The sequence below is a fragment of the Streptomyces sp. NPDC043876 genome (genome assembly GCF_056435825.1).
Genome location: NZ_JBWKDV010000003.1, coordinates 732,989 through 748,411 on the forward strand (window position 1 = coordinate 732,989; position 15,423 = coordinate 748,411).

Annotated in this window: 15 protein-coding genes and 1 pseudogene; 9 read left to right on the forward strand and 7 right to left on the reverse strand. The window is 72.3% G+C overall.

Going from position 1 to position 15,423, the window contains the following annotated elements; translation table 11 throughout:
• Window positions 1-29: 29 nt before the first annotated feature.
• On the forward strand, window positions 30-1,100 hold the full coding sequence (locus tag AC0693_RS12780; protein WP_478739104.1) for an NlpC/P60 family protein: 1,071 nt from the start codon (window positions 30-32) through the stop codon (window positions 1,098-1,100).
• 3 nt (window positions 1,101-1,103) lie between these two features.
• On the opposite strand, the gene AC0693_RS12785 is transcribed toward AC0693_RS12780, so the two are convergent.
• The gene (locus tag AC0693_RS12785; protein ID WP_468469635.1) at window positions 1,104-2,120 is read right to left on the reverse strand and encodes a magnesium and cobalt transport protein CorA; all 1,017 of its coding nucleotides are present in this window, start codon (window positions 2,118-2,120) and stop codon (window positions 1,104-1,106) included.
• Between the two features lie 139 nt (window positions 2,121-2,259).
• Between AC0693_RS12785 and AC0693_RS12790 the strand changes: the two genes are divergently transcribed.
• The 4 genes from AC0693_RS12790 to AC0693_RS12805 all read left to right on the forward strand — a co-directional run bounded on the left by AC0693_RS12790 (window position 2,260) and on the right by AC0693_RS12805 (window position 5,721).
• Window positions 2,260-2,673: a DUF1622 domain-containing protein gene (locus tag AC0693_RS12790; protein ID WP_468469633.1), complete on the forward strand. Its 414-nt coding sequence runs from the start codon at window positions 2,260-2,262 to the stop codon at window positions 2,671-2,673.
• A 119-nt stretch (window positions 2,674-2,792) separates the two neighbouring features.
• Window positions 2,793-3,161, forward strand: coding sequence for a PRC-barrel domain-containing protein (locus AC0693_RS12795; protein WP_468469631.1), 369 nt, complete (start codon window positions 2,793-2,795; stop codon window positions 3,159-3,161).
• Between the two features lie 211 nt (window positions 3,162-3,372).
• Window positions 3,373-3,651, forward strand: a complete 279-nt coding sequence (locus tag AC0693_RS12800; protein WP_469316869.1) for a GlsB/YeaQ/YmgE family stress response membrane protein — start codon at window positions 3,373-3,375, stop codon at window positions 3,649-3,651.
• Between the two features lie 378 nt (window positions 3,652-4,029).
• The gene (locus AC0693_RS12805; RefSeq protein ID WP_478801719.1) at window positions 4,030-5,721 is read left to right on the forward strand and encodes a RecQ family ATP-dependent DNA helicase; all 1,692 of its coding nucleotides are present in this window, start codon (window positions 4,030-4,032) and stop codon (window positions 5,719-5,721) included.
• Between the two features lie 28 nt (window positions 5,722-5,749).
• Here the strand turns inward: AC0693_RS12805 and AC0693_RS12810 are convergent, their stop codons facing one another.
• Together AC0693_RS12810 and AC0693_RS12815 are read right to left on the reverse strand one after the other, a co-directional pair.
• Window positions 5,750-7,000, reverse strand: a complete 1,251-nt coding sequence (locus AC0693_RS12810; protein ID WP_478801720.1) for an MFS transporter — start codon at window positions 6,998-7,000, stop codon at window positions 5,750-5,752.
• Between the two features lie 44 nt (window positions 7,001-7,044).
• A complete protein-coding gene (locus AC0693_RS12815) occupies window positions 7,045-8,061 on the reverse strand; it encodes a zinc-dependent alcohol dehydrogenase family protein (protein WP_478801721.1) in 1,017 nt (338 codons plus the stop codon).
• 191 nt (window positions 8,062-8,252) lie between these two features.
• Here AC0693_RS12815 and AC0693_RS12820 point away from each other — a divergent pair, with 191 nt between their 5' ends.
• The 3 genes from AC0693_RS12820 to AC0693_RS12830 all read left to right on the forward strand — a co-directional run bounded on the left by AC0693_RS12820 (window position 8,253) and on the right by AC0693_RS12830 (window position 10,613).
• Window positions 8,253-9,143 carry a helix-turn-helix transcriptional regulator gene (locus AC0693_RS12820; protein WP_469335157.1) on the forward strand — a complete coding sequence of 297 codons (891 nt, stop codon included), beginning with the start codon at window positions 8,253-8,255 and terminating at the stop codon, window positions 9,141-9,143.
• A gap of 57 nt (window positions 9,144-9,200) precedes the next feature.
• Window positions 9,201-9,476, forward strand: a complete 276-nt coding sequence (locus tag AC0693_RS12825) for a hypothetical protein (protein ID WP_468469620.1) — start codon at window positions 9,201-9,203, stop codon at window positions 9,474-9,476.
• 96 nt (window positions 9,477-9,572) lie between these two features.
• Complete coding sequence (locus AC0693_RS12830; RefSeq protein ID WP_478801722.1) at window positions 9,573-10,613, forward strand: SDR family oxidoreductase; 1,041 nt, start codon at window positions 9,573-9,575, stop codon at window positions 10,611-10,613.
• On the opposite strand, the gene AC0693_RS12835 is transcribed toward AC0693_RS12830, so the two are convergent.
• From AC0693_RS12835 to AC0693_RS12850, 4 genes and pseudogenes are all read right to left on the reverse strand, one after another.
• Entirely contained in the window at window positions 10,604-11,671 is a 1,068-nt protein-coding gene (locus tag AC0693_RS12835; protein ID WP_478801723.1) for a helix-turn-helix transcriptional regulator, read from the reverse strand. The genes AC0693_RS12830 and AC0693_RS12835 overlap by 10 nt on opposite strands.
• Before the next feature lie 33 nt (window positions 11,672-11,704).
• Window positions 11,705-11,938 (reverse strand): annotated as a pseudogene (locus tag AC0693_RS12840) (mycothiol transferase); the annotation flags it as partial.
• 67 nt (window positions 11,939-12,005) lie between these two features.
• Entirely contained in the window at window positions 12,006-13,100 is a 1,095-nt protein-coding gene (locus AC0693_RS12845; protein ID WP_478801863.1) for a serine hydrolase domain-containing protein, read from the reverse strand.
• Window positions 13,101-13,353: 253 nt separating this feature from the next.
• On the reverse strand, window positions 13,354-14,250 hold the full coding sequence (locus AC0693_RS12850; RefSeq protein WP_469316879.1) for an alpha/beta hydrolase: 897 nt from the start codon (window positions 14,248-14,250) through the stop codon (window positions 13,354-13,356).
• Window positions 14,251-14,368: 118 nt separating this feature from the next.
• Here AC0693_RS12850 and AC0693_RS12855 point away from each other — a divergent pair, with 118 nt between their 5' ends.
• Window positions 14,369-15,412: a helix-turn-helix domain-containing protein gene (locus AC0693_RS12855; protein ID WP_478801724.1), complete on the forward strand. Its 1,044-nt coding sequence runs from the start codon at window positions 14,369-14,371 to the stop codon at window positions 15,410-15,412.
• The last annotated feature ends 11 nt before the right edge of the window (window positions 15,413-15,423 follow it).

Here is a 15,423-nt window from a genome sequence, read left to right on the forward strand (position 1 = left end):
CACCGCCTCCCGTACCGCCCGGAGCAACGATGACCGCCAAGACCGCCCGCCCCCTGCTGCACGCCGCCGTCGTGACGAGCCTGCTCGCCGCCAGCGCGTACTTCACCTACGCCCTGCGCGAGGAGGAGCAGGACCAGGCTCCCGTCGTGGCCCGGGTGACCGACCAGGCGGCGAAGGGCGGCGCCACGGGCGGCCAGGACGGCAGCCAGAAGTGGGAGCGGCTGAAGAACCCGCAGCGCTCGGTGCTGCGCAGCGGGAACGGCGCCGTCCTGGCGACGTTCACGGACGGCGCCCGGACCGCGACGCTCACCGGCAAGAGCCGCACCTTCGCCGAGCCGGCCACCACGCAGACCCAGGTCGTCACCGACACCTGGGTCCGCCTCCTGCCCGAGGTCTGGCGGCCCGGCGCGGAGCGCGAGCAGTGGTTCCAGGACTGGTTCAAGAAGTACTCCGGCAGCGAGGAGGACGACCTCTTCGCGATCGCCTTCCAGTACGGCGACAAGGCACCGGTGAAGAAGGACGCGGCGGGCGTCCAGTACGCGGGCGACGCGGCCTTCGGGCCCATCAACCCGAAGGGCTCGGTGGGCAACGACCTGCGCCTGGAGCAGTCGGACTTCTACGACTACCTCGGCATCCCGTACACCTTCCGCGACGGCACGACCGAGCAGCCCGAGAAGCCCAAGTACCGGGCCGTGGACTGCTCCGGCTTCATCCGCACCGTCTTCGGCTACCGCGGCCGCTTCCCGCTGGCCGCAACCGACACGGGCGGCACCGGGCTGGCCCGCACCGCCAACGGCATGGCCCGCTCGAAGGCCGGAGTGGACGTCCTGCCGCTCAAGGGCGTCACGGCGAAGGACCGGCCGACCTCGATCGACGTCCTCCAGCCGGGCGACCTGGTGTTCTTCAAACTCGACACGCGCACCGGCGAGCGCCTGGACCACACCGGCATGTACCTCGGCAACGACACCGACGGCCACAAGATCTTCATATCGAGCCGCGAAGAAGCCAACGGCCCCACCATCGGGGACAAGGGCGGCGCCTCCCGCCTCGACGGCAACGGCTACTACGCCACCACGCTGCGCAGCGCCAAACGCCTCTGAGCGTCAGAGCCAGCCGTTGCGGCGGAAGGCGCGGTAGAGGAGCCCGGAGGCCAGTGCCATGAGCGCGAGGGCGAGCGGATAGCCGTAGGTCCAGCGGAGCTCCGGCATGTGCTCGAAGTTCATTCCGTAGACGCCGGCGACCATCGTCGGGATCGCGAAGATGGCCGCCCAGGCCGAGATCCGGCGCATGTCGTCGTTCTGCCAGGTGCCCACCCGGGCCTGCTGCGCGTCCAGGACCGAGTTCAACAGCTCGTCCAGCGACCGGACCTCGGTATCGGTGCGGTTCAGATGGTCCGCCACGTCGCGCAGGTACGGCAGCGCCTTCGGCGGATGCCCGTGCCCTTCCTGCCCGTACCCTTCCTGCCCCGGTCCGGCCAGGAGCGACTGCATGACGGGGACGAGGGGCTGTACCGCGTCACGGAACTCCCGGACCTCGCGCTTGAGGGAGTAGATCGCCTGGGTGTGGTCGACGCGGGAGGTGGAGAACACGCGGTCCTCCAGCTTCGTCAGCGCGGACCGTACCGTGACCGCGGCGTCACTGTAGGCGTCCACGACCACGTCCAGGACCGCGTGCAGAACGGACAGCGGACCGAAGCGCAGCATGCCGGGGTCGGCGTCGAGCCGCCGGGCGGCTTCGGCGGCCGGGTCGGCCGAGCCGTGCCCCACGGTGAGCACGTACCGGGGGCCGACGAAGACCATCAGCTCCCCGGTCTCGACCGCCGTCTCCGCGTCGACGTACCAGAGCGTCTTGAGGGCGACCGCGAGCACGTCACCGAACCGCTCCCGCTTGGGGCGCTGCCGCGCCTGGACCGCGTCCTCGACCGCCAGGGGATGCAGACCCAACTCCTGCGCCAACTGGACCAGTTCGGCTTCGGCCGGGTCCATCAGGCGCACCCAGCCGAACTCGCCCTCCTCCAGGCCGCGCAGCCGCTTCAGCACCAGCTGGCAGGCTTCGTCCTGCAGCGCGCACTCCACGGTCTCCGACCGACCCGAGCGCTCCTCGTACACCACACATTCCATCTCACCCGCATGCTTCACCGCGCGGCTTTCATGCGCGGGGGGCCGCGTGCCGTGGCTCACGGCGCCCGTCCGGCTGCTCTCACCTGCACTGTTCGCGTGGCGCGCAGGTAGGAGGGCCGCGGGCGGGTAGACGGGCCGCATGCCACTGTCAGGAGAAGTGCTGTCCGAGTCCACGGTGCGCGACGTGATCGGGTGGCTCGTCCACGCGATCGAAGCCGCAGGAGCGCTCATCATCTTCGTCGGCGCGATCTGGGCGTTCGCCCGGTTCGCCACCACCGGCCTGCGCGGACGCTCCCTCCTCACCGAGTTCAACAAGATCCGCCTCAGCCTCGGACGCTTTCTGGTCCTCGGCCTCGAATTCCAGCTCGCCGGGGACGTCCTGCGCACCGCGGTCGCCCCCAGCTTCACCGAAATCGGCCAACTGGCGGCCATCGCCGCCATCCGGACCGTCCTCAATTTCTTCCTGACCAGGGAAATCGCCCAGGAGCGCGCGGAGATCGAGCACGAGCAAACCCATGCGGCTCCGCCCCCGAAAACCACCGGGGAGCACTGACAGGGGAATGGACAGCGCATCCCCGGGCACGCGGTCGTACAGCGGTTCCGCGCCTCTCCGGAGTGCACATGCCGGGGAGAAAGCGGCCGTTGACAGCGACATGAAGAAGGAGATGTCTGATGACTGAGAACGTGTGGGGCTACCGTGAGACGTCCGGCCGTCAGGCGGGCACGGACCTGACGGGCTACAAGGTCGAAGCGACGGACGGCTCCATCGGCAAGGTCGACAAGCACTCCGACGAGGTCGGATCGGCCTACATCGTGGTCGACACCGGCCCGTGGATCTTCGGCAAGGAAGTGCTGCTGCCCGCGGGCACGATCGAGCGGATCGACGTGGCCGAAGAGAAGATCTACGTCGGCCGGACGAAGGAAGAGATCAAGGCCGCTCCCGAGTTCGACCGGGACAAGCACCTCGGCGACGCGGGCTACAACGCGGAGCTGGGCACGTACTACGGCACGGGTGCCCCCTTCGGCGGCCGCCCCGCGTAACAGCAGGCCTGCACAACGATCAGCCCGCGTAAAACCAGGACGGGACTCGTCCGCAGGAGGTGCCCCGGCCGCTCAGCGGCCGGGGCACCTGTGCGTCGGGGCCGCCCGCGCGAGGAACCTGAATGATCAAGGGTTTGGTGGGTTTGGAATCGTCATTACGGTGAAGACGATTGTTGACACGAGCTTTATACACAGAGGTGGGAGACGCATCATGGGCATCATTGCTTGGATCCTCATCGGGCTGTTCGCCGGCCTCATCGCGAAGGCGCTGATGCCGGGCAAGGACCCGGGCGGCCTCATCATCACGATGCTCATCGGCATCGCGGGCGGTCTGCTCGGTGGCTGGCTGGGCAAGGTGATCTTCGGCGTCGACTCGATCGACGGCTTCTTCGACCTTTCCACCTGGATCGCCGCCATCATCGGCTCGGTCATCCTCCTCATCGTCTACCGGCTGGTCACCGGCAACCGTCGCCACCACAGCCACGCCTGACCGACGCCGGCCACCGCGCTGCGCTCAGCCGGGCACCGAAACGGCACCCAAACGGCTCCCCCTCTTCGGAGGGGGAGCCGTTTCGGTATGCGGCCGGGGCGGGGGCCCGTACGGCGTACGGTCTCCGAGGCGCGCCCGCGCGGGGGAGTCGATCCGTGGTGGAGGGGTAGGCGGCGGGCATGGGAGCGGACGACCGGAAGCGCTGCGCGCAACGGAACGACGGGACGCCCCCCGCCCGGCGGACCGGCCGGGCGCGAGTGCTCCGGGTGGCGGTGCGGGACACCACGTACGCCGGGCCACGAGCGGGCCGAACCACGGGCCGGGCCTCCTGATGAACGCAGACGTGAACGCAGACGTGAACGCACAGAGGAGATGCAGATGGCCGTGAGCGAGGAGAGCACCACGGCGGGGCCCCGGTTCGAGGCCACCGCGGCCGAGGTCTTCGGCTGGGAGACGCTCAGGCCCGGCCAGCGCACGGCGATGGAAGCGGTCGTCGCCGGGCGGGACACGCTCGTCGTGATGCCGACGGGCGCCGGGAAGTCCGCCGTGTACCAGGTCGCGGCCCTCTGCCTCACCGGACCCACGGTGGTGGTCTCGCCCCTGCTCGCCCTGCAGCGCGACCAGATCGCGGGCCTGCTGCGGCACGGCGCCCCGGACGGCGTGGCGGTCAACTCCGACCAGGCCCCCGGCCAGACCGCTGCCGCCTGGGAGGCCGTACGCGACGGCCGTGCCGAGTTCCTCTTCCTCTCGCCCGAGCAACTGGCCAACGACGACGTGGTCGAGAGCCTGGCCGCCACGCAACCCGCCCTGTTCGTGGTGGACGAAGCGCACTGCGTTTCGACGTGGGGGCACGACTTCCGTCCGGCGTACACGCGTCTCGCGCAGGTCCTTCCCCGGCTGGGGCGGCCCACCGTCCTCGCGCTCACCGCGACGGCGGCGCCGCCCGTACGCGAGGAGATCGTCGAGCGGCTCGGCATGCGCGACCCGGCCTTGGTGGTCGCCGGTTTCGACCGGCCGAACATCACGCTGGAGGTGCGCCGCTTCACCGAGGAACAGGACCGGCGCCGGGCGGTGGTGGAGCGGGCCGCGGCGGAGACCAAGCCCGGCCTCGTCTACGCCGCCACCCGCAAGGACACCGAGGAGTACGCCGCTGACCTGGCCGGCCTCGGCCTGGCGGCCGCCGCCTACCACTCCGGTCTGCGCGCCGCGGAGCGCTCCCGGGTCCACGACGCCTTCCTCGCCTCCGAACTGGACGTCGTCGTCGCGACCTCGGCCTTCGGCATGGGCATCGACAAGGAGGACGTACGGTTCGTCCTGCACGCGGCCCTGCCCGGATCGCTCGACGCCTACTACCAGGAGATCGGGCGGGCCGGGCGGGACGGCGCACCGGCCACGGCCGTGCTGTACTACCGGCCGCAGGACACCGGCATGCAGAACTTCTTCGCCGCGCGCGGACCCGGCGAGGACACCCTCGTCGAGGTCGCGACGACCCTGCACGAGCACGAGGGGCCCCTCGCCCTGGACGAGCTCCGCGAGGAGACCGGTCTGTCCCGCAACCGCGCCACCGCCGCGGCCAACCTGCTGGAGCAGGCGGGGGCGGCGAGCACCGACGAGCAGGGCACGATCGCGCCGGCGCCGGACATGCGGGTCGAGGAAGCGGCCGAGCGCGCCTGCGACGCCGCGGCGGCACGGCGCAGGCTGGAACGCTCCCGCGTCGAGATGATGCGGGCGTACGCCGAGACCACCGGCTGTCGGCGCCGGTTCCTCCTCGGCTACTTCGGCGAGGACCACGATGGCGCGTGCGGGAACTGCGACGTCTGCACGGCGGCCCTGCCGGACGCCGGGGAGGCACCCGGTGCCGTCGGACCGGGGACCGACGGGGAACCGGCCCCGCACCCGGCCGCGGGCGAGTTCCCCCCGGGCGTGCGGGTCCGCCACCGCGAGTGGGGGGCGGGGATGGTGCTCAGCGAGGAGGGCGACCGGATCACCGTCCTGTTCGACTCGATGGGCTACCGGACGCTGTCGCTGGACGCCGTGAGCGCACACGGCCTCCTGCGGTCCGTCGCCTGACCTCACTCGCGGGACGGGACCGGAGGGGTCAGTGCCATGAAGGCGCCGCTGCGGGCGTCCCGGGCGGCCCGGTGCGCCGGGCCGCGATCCGGTTCCGCCGTCGGCTGCCGCCGAGCGCGAGGGCGGTGAGCGGCAGGAGGGTGAGCGCGGCCGCGAGGGAGCCGACCAGGGCCGGTCCGGTCAGGCCGAGGGAACTGTTCATGGCCGTACCGGCCAGGGCGGAGCCCGCCGCGATGCCTGTGTTGTAGGCGGAGGTGGTCAGGGCCGAGGCGAGGGTGGGGGCGTCGCCGGCGAAGCGGACGGCGAGGGAGGTGACGACCGGGTTGACGGTGAACCCGGCCAGCGCCATGAGGAAGACCAGCGCCACGGCGGTGACCGGACCGGTCGACAGCGGGATCAGCAGGAACAGGGCCACGGCGGTCACCGCGGCGGCGGTGAGGGTGGTGGCCATCGGGCGGCGGTCGCCGAGCCGGCCGCCGACGGCGGTGCCGCCGAGCGCGCCGAGCCCGAAGACGACCAGGACCAGCGGGACGGCTCCCGCGGGTATGCCCGTACGGTCGGTCAGCAGCGGGGTGATGTAGGTGTAGGTGGCCAGGACACCGCCCATGATCAGGACGGCGGCGGCCAGGGCGAGCCACAGTCGGCCCTGGCGCAGGGCGCTCACCTCGGCCCGTACCGACAGGCCCGCCCGTTGCTCCGTGGCGGGGACGAACCGGCCGACGAAGACGGTGGCCAGGGCGGCGAGGAGGGCCAGCGTCCAGAAGGGGCCGCGCCAGCCCGTGTACTGGCCCACGAAGGAGCCGACCGGCACGCCGATGACGTTGGCCAGGGTCAGGCCGCCCATCATGACGCCGACGGCCCGCGTGGCGCGTGCCGGACCCGCGGCGGCGGTGGCGATGACGAATCCGACGGCCCAGAACGCGCTGGTGGCCAGCGCCGTCACCACCCGGGCCGCCAGGACGACGGCGAAGGACGAGCTGAGCGCGGCGGCCACGTGCCCGAGGGCGAAGACGGTCAGGGCCCCGACGAGGGTCAGGCGCCGCGGCAGGCGCAGGGTGGCCAGGGCCATCACCGGCCCGCCGACGATCATGCCGATGGCGAAGGCGGTGATCAGCAGACCGGCGTGCGCGACGCTCACGCCGAGATCACCGCCGATCTCGGGGAGCAGCCCGGCGACGACGAACTCGGTGGTGCCCATCAGGAACGTACCGGCGGCGAGCACCCAGACGACGAAGGGCAGCTTGTCCGTGGGGACACCGGCTCCGGCTGCGGGGGACATACGGGCACTTCCATTTCTCGGGGAGGGTGGGATATCGGTCGCCTTCACGGCTTGAGGAGGGCCTTGATGGCGCGCCGCTCGTCCATGGCCCGGTAGCCCTGCGCGACCTGGTCGAGGGGGAGGGTGAGGTCGAAGACCTTGCCGGGGTGGATCCGGCCGGAGAGGACGTGGTCGACGAGGTCGGGCAGGTAGCGGCGTACGGGGGCGGGGCCGCCGCGGAGGGCGACGTGCGAGAAGAACAGTTCCTGGCCGTCGACGGCGACGTCGTGGGGGACGCCGACGAAGCCGACGTTCCCGCCGGGGCGGGTGGAGTGCAGGGCTTGGTGCATGGCCTGGGCGGTGCCGACGCATTCCAGGACGCTGTCGGCGCCGATCCCGCCGGTCAGCTCCTTGACCCGGGCGATGCCTTCGTCGCCGCGTTCGGTGACGATGTCGGTGGCGCCGAATTCCCGGGCGAGCTTCTGGCGGGGCTCGTGCCGGGACATCACGATGATCCGCTCGGCGCCTCGTTCCCTGGCGGCGATGACGGCGCAGAGGCCGACGGCGCCGTCGCCGACGATCACTGCGGTGGAGCCGGGTGCGACCTCGGCGGCGTCGGCGGCCCACCAGCCGGTGCCCATGACGTCGGAGACGGCCAGCAGGCCGGGCCACAGTTCCTCGTCAGGTACCTCCCGGGTGGCGACGAGGGTGCCCTGGGCGTGGGGGACGCGGATGTATTCGGCCTGGCAGGTCGACATGAAGGAGCGGTCGAGACAGTTCGACTGGAAGCCGTTGGCGCAGTTGGCGCAGGTGTTGTCCGAGGTCGCGAAGGAGCCGACGACGAACTGGCCCGGCCGGAGCGAGGTGACCTCGGCGCCGACCTCCTCCACGAAGCCGACGTACTCGTGGCCCATGGGGTGCGGCTCATCGATCGGTTCCGCGCCGCGGTAGGGCCACAGGTCGGATCCGCAGACGCAGGTGACCGCCGTTCGGATGATCGCGTCGGTCGGATGGAGGATCTTCGGGTCGTCCACGGTCTCGAAACGGACGTCACCGGGGGCGTGGATCACTGCACCGCGCATGAGGAAGGCTCCTTGCCTACGGGGGCGCGCCTGCACCGGAAGGGTTCCGGGAAGGCCACCCGAGGGATGACGGACGACGAGAGCGCCACGTCATCCAGGTAACCCCGATCCCGTACGGGCAGCGAGTCACTGCCGAGGGGTGTACCAGCAGTACATCCCCGCGCCGCCCACGAGGCCGTACCGTCGAAGGCATGGACAACCGCGAGGAGGTCCGCGAGTTCCTGACCTCGCGGCGAGCCAAGATCACCCCCGAGCGGGCCGGACTGCCCGCGGGCCCCCGGCGGCGCGTGCCCGGCCTGCGCAGGAGCGAAGTCGCGGCCCTCGCCGACATGAGCGTCGAGTACTACGCCAAACTCGAACGCGGCAACCTCGCCGGCGTCTCGCCGGCCGTCCTGGAAGCCCTCGCCCGGGCCCTCCGGCTCGACGACGCCGAACGCGCCCACCTGCTGAACCTCTCCAGGGCCGCCGACGGCTCCGACGCCCTCACCCGGCCCCGCCGACGGCACACCAAAGGCCAGTGGACGCCGCACCGCAGCCTGCAATGGACCCTCGACGCGGTCACCGGGGGCCCGGCGTTCGTCCGCAACGGCCGCATGGACCTCTTGGCCACCAACCGGCTCGCCCGCGCCTTCTACGCCGACGTGTACGCCGACCCGCACCACCAGGAGAACCTCGCCCGCTTCACCTTCCTCGGCCCCGACGCCCGCCGCTTCTACCCGGACTGGGACCAGGCCGCCGACATCTCCGTCGCCATTCTGCGCACCGAAGCCGGCCGCAACCCGCACGACAAGGAGCTCCACGACCTCGTCGGCGAACTCTCCACCCGCAGCGATGCCTTCCGCACCCGCTGGGGCGCCCACGACGTCCGCCACCACGGCGCCGGCTTCAAGCGCTACCACCACGCGGTCGTCGGCGAACTCACCCTCGCCTACGAGGGCCTGGAGATGGCCGCCGAACCCGGGCTCACCCTCACCATCTACGCCGCCGAGCCCGCGTCCCCCTCCGCCGAGGCCCTGGGGCTCCTCGCCTCCTGGGCCGCCACCCAGGAGGCTGCCGGGGAGCAGGCGCACCTCCGCCGCTGACGCCGGGGCGACCCCGGTCCACCCTGTGATGTCGGTGGTGGGTGCAAGGCTGGGACCATGGACAGGGATGAGGAGTTGCTGCGCGGCCGCGTCTACGGCACGGACCACGACACCCCGTATCCGGGCCCGCGCCCCGGCCGGGACTACGCCGAGCTGGTCGGTGGCCCGCTGGACGGCCTGCTGCTCGACATCACCGGCTGGAGCGCGGACGCGATCCGGACCGGCGCCGCGCTGGAAACCGAACTCGGCCGGTTCGGCCCGGGCGGCCGCGCCGTGTACGACCCGCGCCCGGGCCAACCCAACCGCTGGGACTGGTCGGGCGACACCCCCTGACCCGCGCCCGGCGGCCGACTCACGGCCCGTCGTCCGGGATGACGCGCGCCAGTCCGCGGGAAAGGGTGACGTGTTCTGTCGGGTTTAGCGTGAACGATGGATGTCATGAGGAACAAGGACATCTCCCCGCAGGACACGCGCGCCTCGGAGAACTCGCCGACCACGCCGACCCCGCACACCTCGCAGAACGCACCGGACACCCCGCAGCCCAGCCCCGCGGGCCCGCTCGCGGGACGTGTCGCGCTCGTGGCGGGTGCCACCCGCGGGGCGGGGCGGGCCCAGGCCGTGGAGCTCGGCCGGGCGGGGGCGACCGTATACGTCACCGGCCGTACCACCCGGGACCGCGCCAGCGAGGTCGGCCGGACCACCGAGACGATCGAGGAGACCGCCGAACTCGTCACGGCAGCGGGCGGCGCCGCCATCGCGGTATGCACCGACCATCTCGACGAAGCGCAGGTGCGCGCCCTCGCAGAGAGGATCGACCGGGAGCACGGGCGGCTCGACATCCTCGTCAACGACCTGTGGGGCGGTGAACACCTCATGGCCACATCGGTGTTCGGCAAGAAGAGCTGGGAGACACCGCTGGCCGACGGCCTGCGGATCCTGGAGCTCGGCGTACGGTCGCACGTGATCACGGCAGCGCTGCTGCTGCCGCTGCTGATCCGCTCCGACGCGCCGTTGCACGTGGAGGTCACCGACGGCACCGCGCACTACAACCGCCGCTACCGCGAGAACATGTACTACGACCTGGCGAAGTGCGCCCCGATCCGCCTCGCGTTCGGGCTGGGTCAGGAACTGGCGGAGTACGGGGGCGCCGCCGTCGCGGTCTCGCCGGGCTTCCTGCGCTCGGAGCAGATGCTCTCCCACTTCGGTGTCACCGAGGAGAGCTGGCGTGACGCGATCGCCCGGCAACCGGCGTTCGCGATCGCGGAGTCCCCGCGCTACCTGGCCCGTACGGTCGCGGCGCTCGCCGCCGACCCGGACCGGGCGGAGCGCTGGAACGGCAAGTCCACCTCCAGCGGGGAACTGGCCAGGGTGTACGGCGTGACGGACGTGGACGGCAGCCGTCCGGACGCCTGGGCGTACTTGGAGGACATCGCGCGGGGCGAGGACGTCTCGCCCGAGGACTACCGCTGATCCCCGGCTTCCCCCACTCCCTCGCGTCCCGCCTCGTGAGGGCCGGCCCGGTAGAGGGCGGCCAGAGCCGCGGCGCGCTCGTGGAAACGGGCGCGCAGGCACGCCGGGGCCAGCACCTCGGCGTCCGCGCCGAGCCGGGCCAGCTGATCGAAGGCGACGTCCTCGGACTCCGCCGGCAGGTCGACAGTGACCAGCCCGGCGGGGTCCGGGGCGCTCGCGGAAGCGAGCGCGTCGGCGACGGCCGCCCCGTCCACGACGGCGGGCAGCCGGCGAAGCCCCGCACCGGTCAGCCGCAGCCTCACGGTGATGCGCAGCAGGCTGCGGGCGAAGGCGGCCGAACGGGCCTCCCAGTGCGCGGCCAGCTCGAAAGCCGGGTCGCGTATGAACGGCTCCTGCGCTCCGGGAGCGGGGCCGAGGGCGGTGATCCGGTCGACGCGGTAGGTACGCCAGCCGCCGTCATGCTCCGCCCGCCCGCCGGGGACGCGGGCCACGGCGTACCAGGTACCGGCCTTCAGCACGAGCCCGTACGGCTCCACCACCCGCACCACGGCACCGGACGGCGCGCCTTCCGGGCCCGGCTGCGCGTACGACAGCTCGACGGCCCGGTCCGCCCACACCGCGCGAGCCAGCTCCGGGAGCAGTTCCGGGGTGGCGGGTTCGCGGAACCAGGCCGGGGCGTCGAGATGAAAGCGACGCACCGAGGACTCGGCGGCCTGGCGCACCGACGGGAGCAGGGTCGCGGTCAGCTTCAGCCGGGCCGTCTCCGCCGCGTCCGACAACCCCAGATCCTTCAACGCCGAGGGCAGACCCGACAGGAAGAGCGTCTCCGCCTCGCTCGGATGGAGCGTGGCGAGCCGGGTCCGGTATCCCGCTGCCAGGAAGTACCCGCCCACGCGTCCCCGCTCCGACCGGACGGGGACGCCGGCCTCCTGCAACGCCTGAGCGTCGCGGATCACGGTCCGCTCCGAGACCCCCAGCTCCCGCGCGAGCGCGGCCGCGGTCAGACCGGGGTGGGACTGGATCAGGAGAGCCATGCGGATCAGGCGGGAGGCACGCATCCTCCAAGGATCACGGACACCCTGCTGAATCGTTCAACGAACCCTGATCAGCGGGGCCGTCGCCGTCGCCGTGGCCATCGCCGCGACGGCGGCGTGCTCGACTTTCGCGCAGTAGGCCGCACGGGCTTCCGCGTCGATCTGCTTCTCGTGCTCGGCGCGCAACCCGGCCCGGCCGTCGAGGCCCTCCCGCAGGATGTCGGCGTGCCCGGCATGCCGGACGGACTCGCTGAGGACATGGACCATGACGGCGGACAGTTCCGCGGCCGCCCAAGCCATGAGCCTGCCACGGGCTGCCCGTCGTCTCAAGGGTCGCCCCACGCTGCTCGACGTCACCCTACGACGAGGAGCCGGCCCCCGAGCCCCGCCAGGAGCCGCACATCGCCTGCCCGAGCAGCGTCTTCAGGGCGGCGTCGATCGGGTGGGGCTGCGGACTCCCCGCGGAGTCGCGCTGGTTCCACCTCTGGAGATTGACCGCGAGGGACATCTGGCGTTTGCCGTCGGCCCGGGTCATGGAGATCGTTCCGGCGCCCCAGACCGTGCCGTCGTGGCCCCAGAAGGTGCCGCAGTCCGGGACGACGACCTTGTGCAGGCCGAGGCCGTACTCGATCATCGATCCGTCCAGGGCGCGGACCGGGACCGTCTGCTGCATCTGCGCCAGCGACGAACGGTTGACGATCCCGCCGTCGAGCAGTGCGGCGTAGAAGAGGTTGAGGTCCTCCACGGTCGACACCAGAGCGGCCCCCGTCCCCGTCCAGGACATGTTGTAGACGCTGTAGTCGCGCGGCGGGTCCATCGTGCCGTACAGGGCCTCGTACATGCGGGAGTGCGGTCCGCTGATCCACGGGCCGGACGGGAACTCGGTGTGCCGCAGGCCGGCGCGCTGGATGACGTTCCGAGTGATGTAGTCCTCGGCCGTGGTGCCGGTCACCCGCTCCAGGAGCCGTCCGAGGAGCAGGTAGTTGGTATTGGAGTACACCCCCACGGGCGCCCCGGCCTCGCTCGCGGGAGGCGCCGTGACGCCCATGCCGATCAGCTCGTCCGGGTTGAACTGCCTGAACCTGTTGGCGTCCAGGCTATCGGGCGAGGCGCGTTGCAGGGAGGGGAACGCGTAGCGGATGTAGTCGGGGAGGCCGCTCGTGTGGTTGAGCAGCATCCGGACCGTGATCTTCTTGCCGCGCTCGCCCGGCACCAGCTCGGGAAGGTAGTCGCCGATCGGCGCGTCCAGCTGGAGCCAGCCTTGCTCGGCCTGCTGCATGACCGCAGCGGCGGTGAAGGTCTTGGTGATGCTGCCGACGCGCTGGCGCATGTCCGCGCTGACGGGACGTCCGGTCGTGAGGTCGGCGATCCCGGAGGCACCGCGCCACGTCCGGCCGGCGTCGCGCACCTCGCCGTACACCCCGGGAACTCCCGCGCGGTGGAGACCATCCATCGCGGACCGCAGAGCTGCGCGGTGCGCGTCGGCGGAGACGGAGCTTGCCCCTTCGGGGGCGGGAGCCGCGGCTGCCGTGCCCGCGCAAGCGGTCAGCACCGCCACGCCCGCGCACAGCAACAGCCGGAACCTCGGTCGGATCTTCACGGCGTTCGTCCTCTCACGTTCATCTGGCATCTGATCTGGTGGGTGCGGTGTATCCGACCTGCGCTGATCCGGCATCGGGCATTCGAACTACCCTCGCCGCCGCGGCTCATCCCGCGAGGGCGCGGCGCAGCACGGCGCCGAGTTCGGCGTTCTGCCGCTGAGAGACCTCGGCGCTCAGGAGTGCCTGCGAGCCGTGGAAGGTGCCCGGCCACTGGTGGACCTCGACCGAGACGCCCGCCTGGAGCAGCCGCAGCGCGTAGGCCAGGCCCTCGTCGCGGTTCGGGTCGAACTCCGCGGTGGCGATGTAGGCGGGCGGCATGCCGGACAGGTCGGTGGCCCGGGCCGGGGCGGCGTACGGGGTCGCGGCTCGGGAGCCCAGGTAGCTGCGCCACGCCGCGGTGCTCCTGCCGCGGTTGAACCAGGGCGTGTCCGTGAACTCCCGTGCGGACCAGGAGTCCTGCCGGTCGTCGAGTCCGGGCTGGTTGAGCAGTTGGAAGTGGATCGGCGGCCCCTGCTCGTCGCGGGAGCGCAGGGCCAGCGCGGTGGCGAGGTTGGCGCCGGCGCTGTGGCCGCCGACCGCGATGCGGGCCGGGTCGATGCCGAGGCCGGCCGCGTTCTCCGCCGCCCAGGCCAGTACGGCGTACGCGTCCTCCATGGCGGCCGGGAAGGGGTGCTCGGGAGCCAGGCGGTACTCCACCGAGATCACCACAGCGCCGGAACCCGCGGCGATCCGGGTGGCCCACGGGTGCTCGGTGTCCAGGTTCCCCATGATGAACCCACCGCCGTGCAGCCAGACGATCGCGCCCCGGGGCCGGCGGGGGCGGTAGACGCGTACCCGCACCCCCGGGTCGGCGGGCACCGTGTGGTCCTCGATCTGCAGGTCCGCGGCGTCGGGCGCCGGCACCGAGGCGGCCAACTGCGCGAAACTCTTCCGGGCGGCGACCGGGTCGGTCAGGTCGGTCCGGGGGAACAACGGGACGAATGCTTCGAGTTCGGGGTCCATGGCGACCATCCTCGGGTGCCCGGCGGGCCCGGGTCGTCCGCCGTCCGTCGGGCATCCGGCGCCGTTTGCGCGCCGATCGGCGCCCCGCTCCCGCTCCCCGCCCTCGTATCCTTCTGCCATGGAGGCACTGGCCGTACGGCTGTCAGGACTCGATCCCTACGTCGACGGTGTGCTCCGCATCGTGGCGTTCTACGACACCTTGATGCGCAGGCGGGTGGACCTCGCCGCGCTCGCCCGGGCCTCGGCGGGCCTGGCCGAGTGCGTTGCGGGGATACGGCTCCACGGCACCGGGCGGACCACCCGGGCGGCGCCCGACGGCGGCGAAGCGACCGCTGCGCCGGTGCCCGCGTCCGGCACGGCGGCGGTCGTCCTCGACGAGGAGGAGATCGGCGCGGTCTGGCTGGAGCGGTCCGGTCCCGCGAACCCGCTCGACGAGGTGCTGCTGGACCGGCTCGCCCTCGCGGTCGCGGCGGCCGTCGAGAGGTACGGTCCGGCCCGCACCACGATGGCGGACCCGGCGCTCGTCGAGCTGGTGATCGGCTGCGACACCGACGAGGCGGCCCGGGCCAGGGCGCTGCGGCTCCTGGGCTTCGCCACCGGAGCGCCCGTGCGCGCCGTCGCCGTACGCTCGCCGGGGATGCCACTCGACCAGGTCGGCGCCCTGGTCTGCCCGGGGCGCCCGGTGAAGGCGGCGCGGATCGGCGCGATCGGCGTCCTCCTGGCCGCGCCGGTGGACGCGGACCGGTTTCCGGAGGGCGTGCACGCGGGCATCGGCGCCGCCGACTGCCCCGACCGGTCGTGGCGGGAGGCCCGTACCGCCCTGCGCTTCGCCACCACGCGCGAGCCCGTCGTGCGGTACGCCGACTTGGGCGCCCTCGCGCTCCTGGCCCAGGTACCCCCAGAGGCGCTGCGCGCCAACGCCGACGTCGCCGCGCTCGTCCGCGCATCCGGCAATCCGGAAGACCTGGAGACGCTGGACGCCTATTGCGCCGCCGGGTCCCTGCGCCGGGCCGCCGACCTCCTGCACCTGCACCACAGCAGCGTCGCCCGGCGCGTCGAGCAGATCGGGAAGGTCCTGGACATCGACCTCACCGCACCCTCGGGGGTGACGCGCGCCAGGCTCGCCCTGGCCGCGTGGCGGTTGCTGGACGACGGTGGCTAGGAGAGGGGGTC

Excerpts from the sequence above, each read along its gene's own strand:
- AC0693_RS12780 (WP_478739104.1), top strand. The coding sequence starts at position 30 with ATGACCGCCAAGACCGCCCGCCCCCTGCTGCACGCCGCCGTCGTGACG.
- AC0693_RS12785 (WP_468469635.1), bottom strand. The coding sequence starts at position 2,120 with ATGGAATGTGTGGTGTACGAGGAGCGCTCGGGTCGGTCGGAGACCGTG.
- AC0693_RS12790 (WP_468469633.1), top strand. The coding sequence starts at position 2,260 with ATGCCACTGTCAGGAGAAGTGCTGTCCGAGTCCACGGTGCGCGACGTG.
- AC0693_RS12795 (WP_468469631.1), top strand. The coding sequence starts at position 2,793 with ATGACTGAGAACGTGTGGGGCTACCGTGAGACGTCCGGCCGTCAGGCG.
- AC0693_RS12800 (WP_469316869.1), top strand. The coding sequence starts at position 3,373 with ATGGGCATCATTGCTTGGATCCTCATCGGGCTGTTCGCCGGCCTCATC.
- AC0693_RS12805 (WP_478801719.1), top strand. The coding sequence starts at position 4,030 with ATGGCCGTGAGCGAGGAGAGCACCACGGCGGGGCCCCGGTTCGAGGCC.
- AC0693_RS12810 (WP_478801720.1), bottom strand. The coding sequence starts at position 7,000 with ATGTCCCCCGCAGCCGGAGCCGGTGTCCCCACGGACAAGCTGCCCTTC.
- AC0693_RS12815 (WP_478801721.1), bottom strand. The coding sequence starts at position 8,061 with ATGCGCGGTGCAGTGATCCACGCCCCCGGTGACGTCCGTTTCGAGACC.
- AC0693_RS12820 (WP_469335157.1), top strand. The coding sequence starts at position 8,253 with ATGGACAACCGCGAGGAGGTCCGCGAGTTCCTGACCTCGCGGCGAGCC.
- AC0693_RS12825 (WP_468469620.1), top strand. The coding sequence starts at position 9,201 with ATGGACAGGGATGAGGAGTTGCTGCGCGGCCGCGTCTACGGCACGGAC.
- AC0693_RS12830 (WP_478801722.1), top strand. The coding sequence starts at position 9,573 with ATGGATGTCATGAGGAACAAGGACATCTCCCCGCAGGACACGCGCGCC.
- AC0693_RS12835 (WP_478801723.1), bottom strand. The coding sequence starts at position 11,671 with ATGCGTGCCTCCCGCCTGATCCGCATGGCTCTCCTGATCCAGTCCCAC.
- AC0693_RS12845 (WP_478801863.1), bottom strand. The coding sequence starts at position 13,100 with ATGGATGGTCTCCACCGCGCGGGAGTTCCCGGGGTGTACGGCGAGGTG.
- AC0693_RS12850 (WP_469316879.1), bottom strand. The coding sequence starts at position 14,250 with ATGGACCCCGAACTCGAAGCATTCGTCCCGTTGTTCCCCCGGACCGAC.
- AC0693_RS12855 (WP_478801724.1), top strand. The coding sequence starts at position 14,369 with ATGGAGGCACTGGCCGTACGGCTGTCAGGACTCGATCCCTACGTCGAC.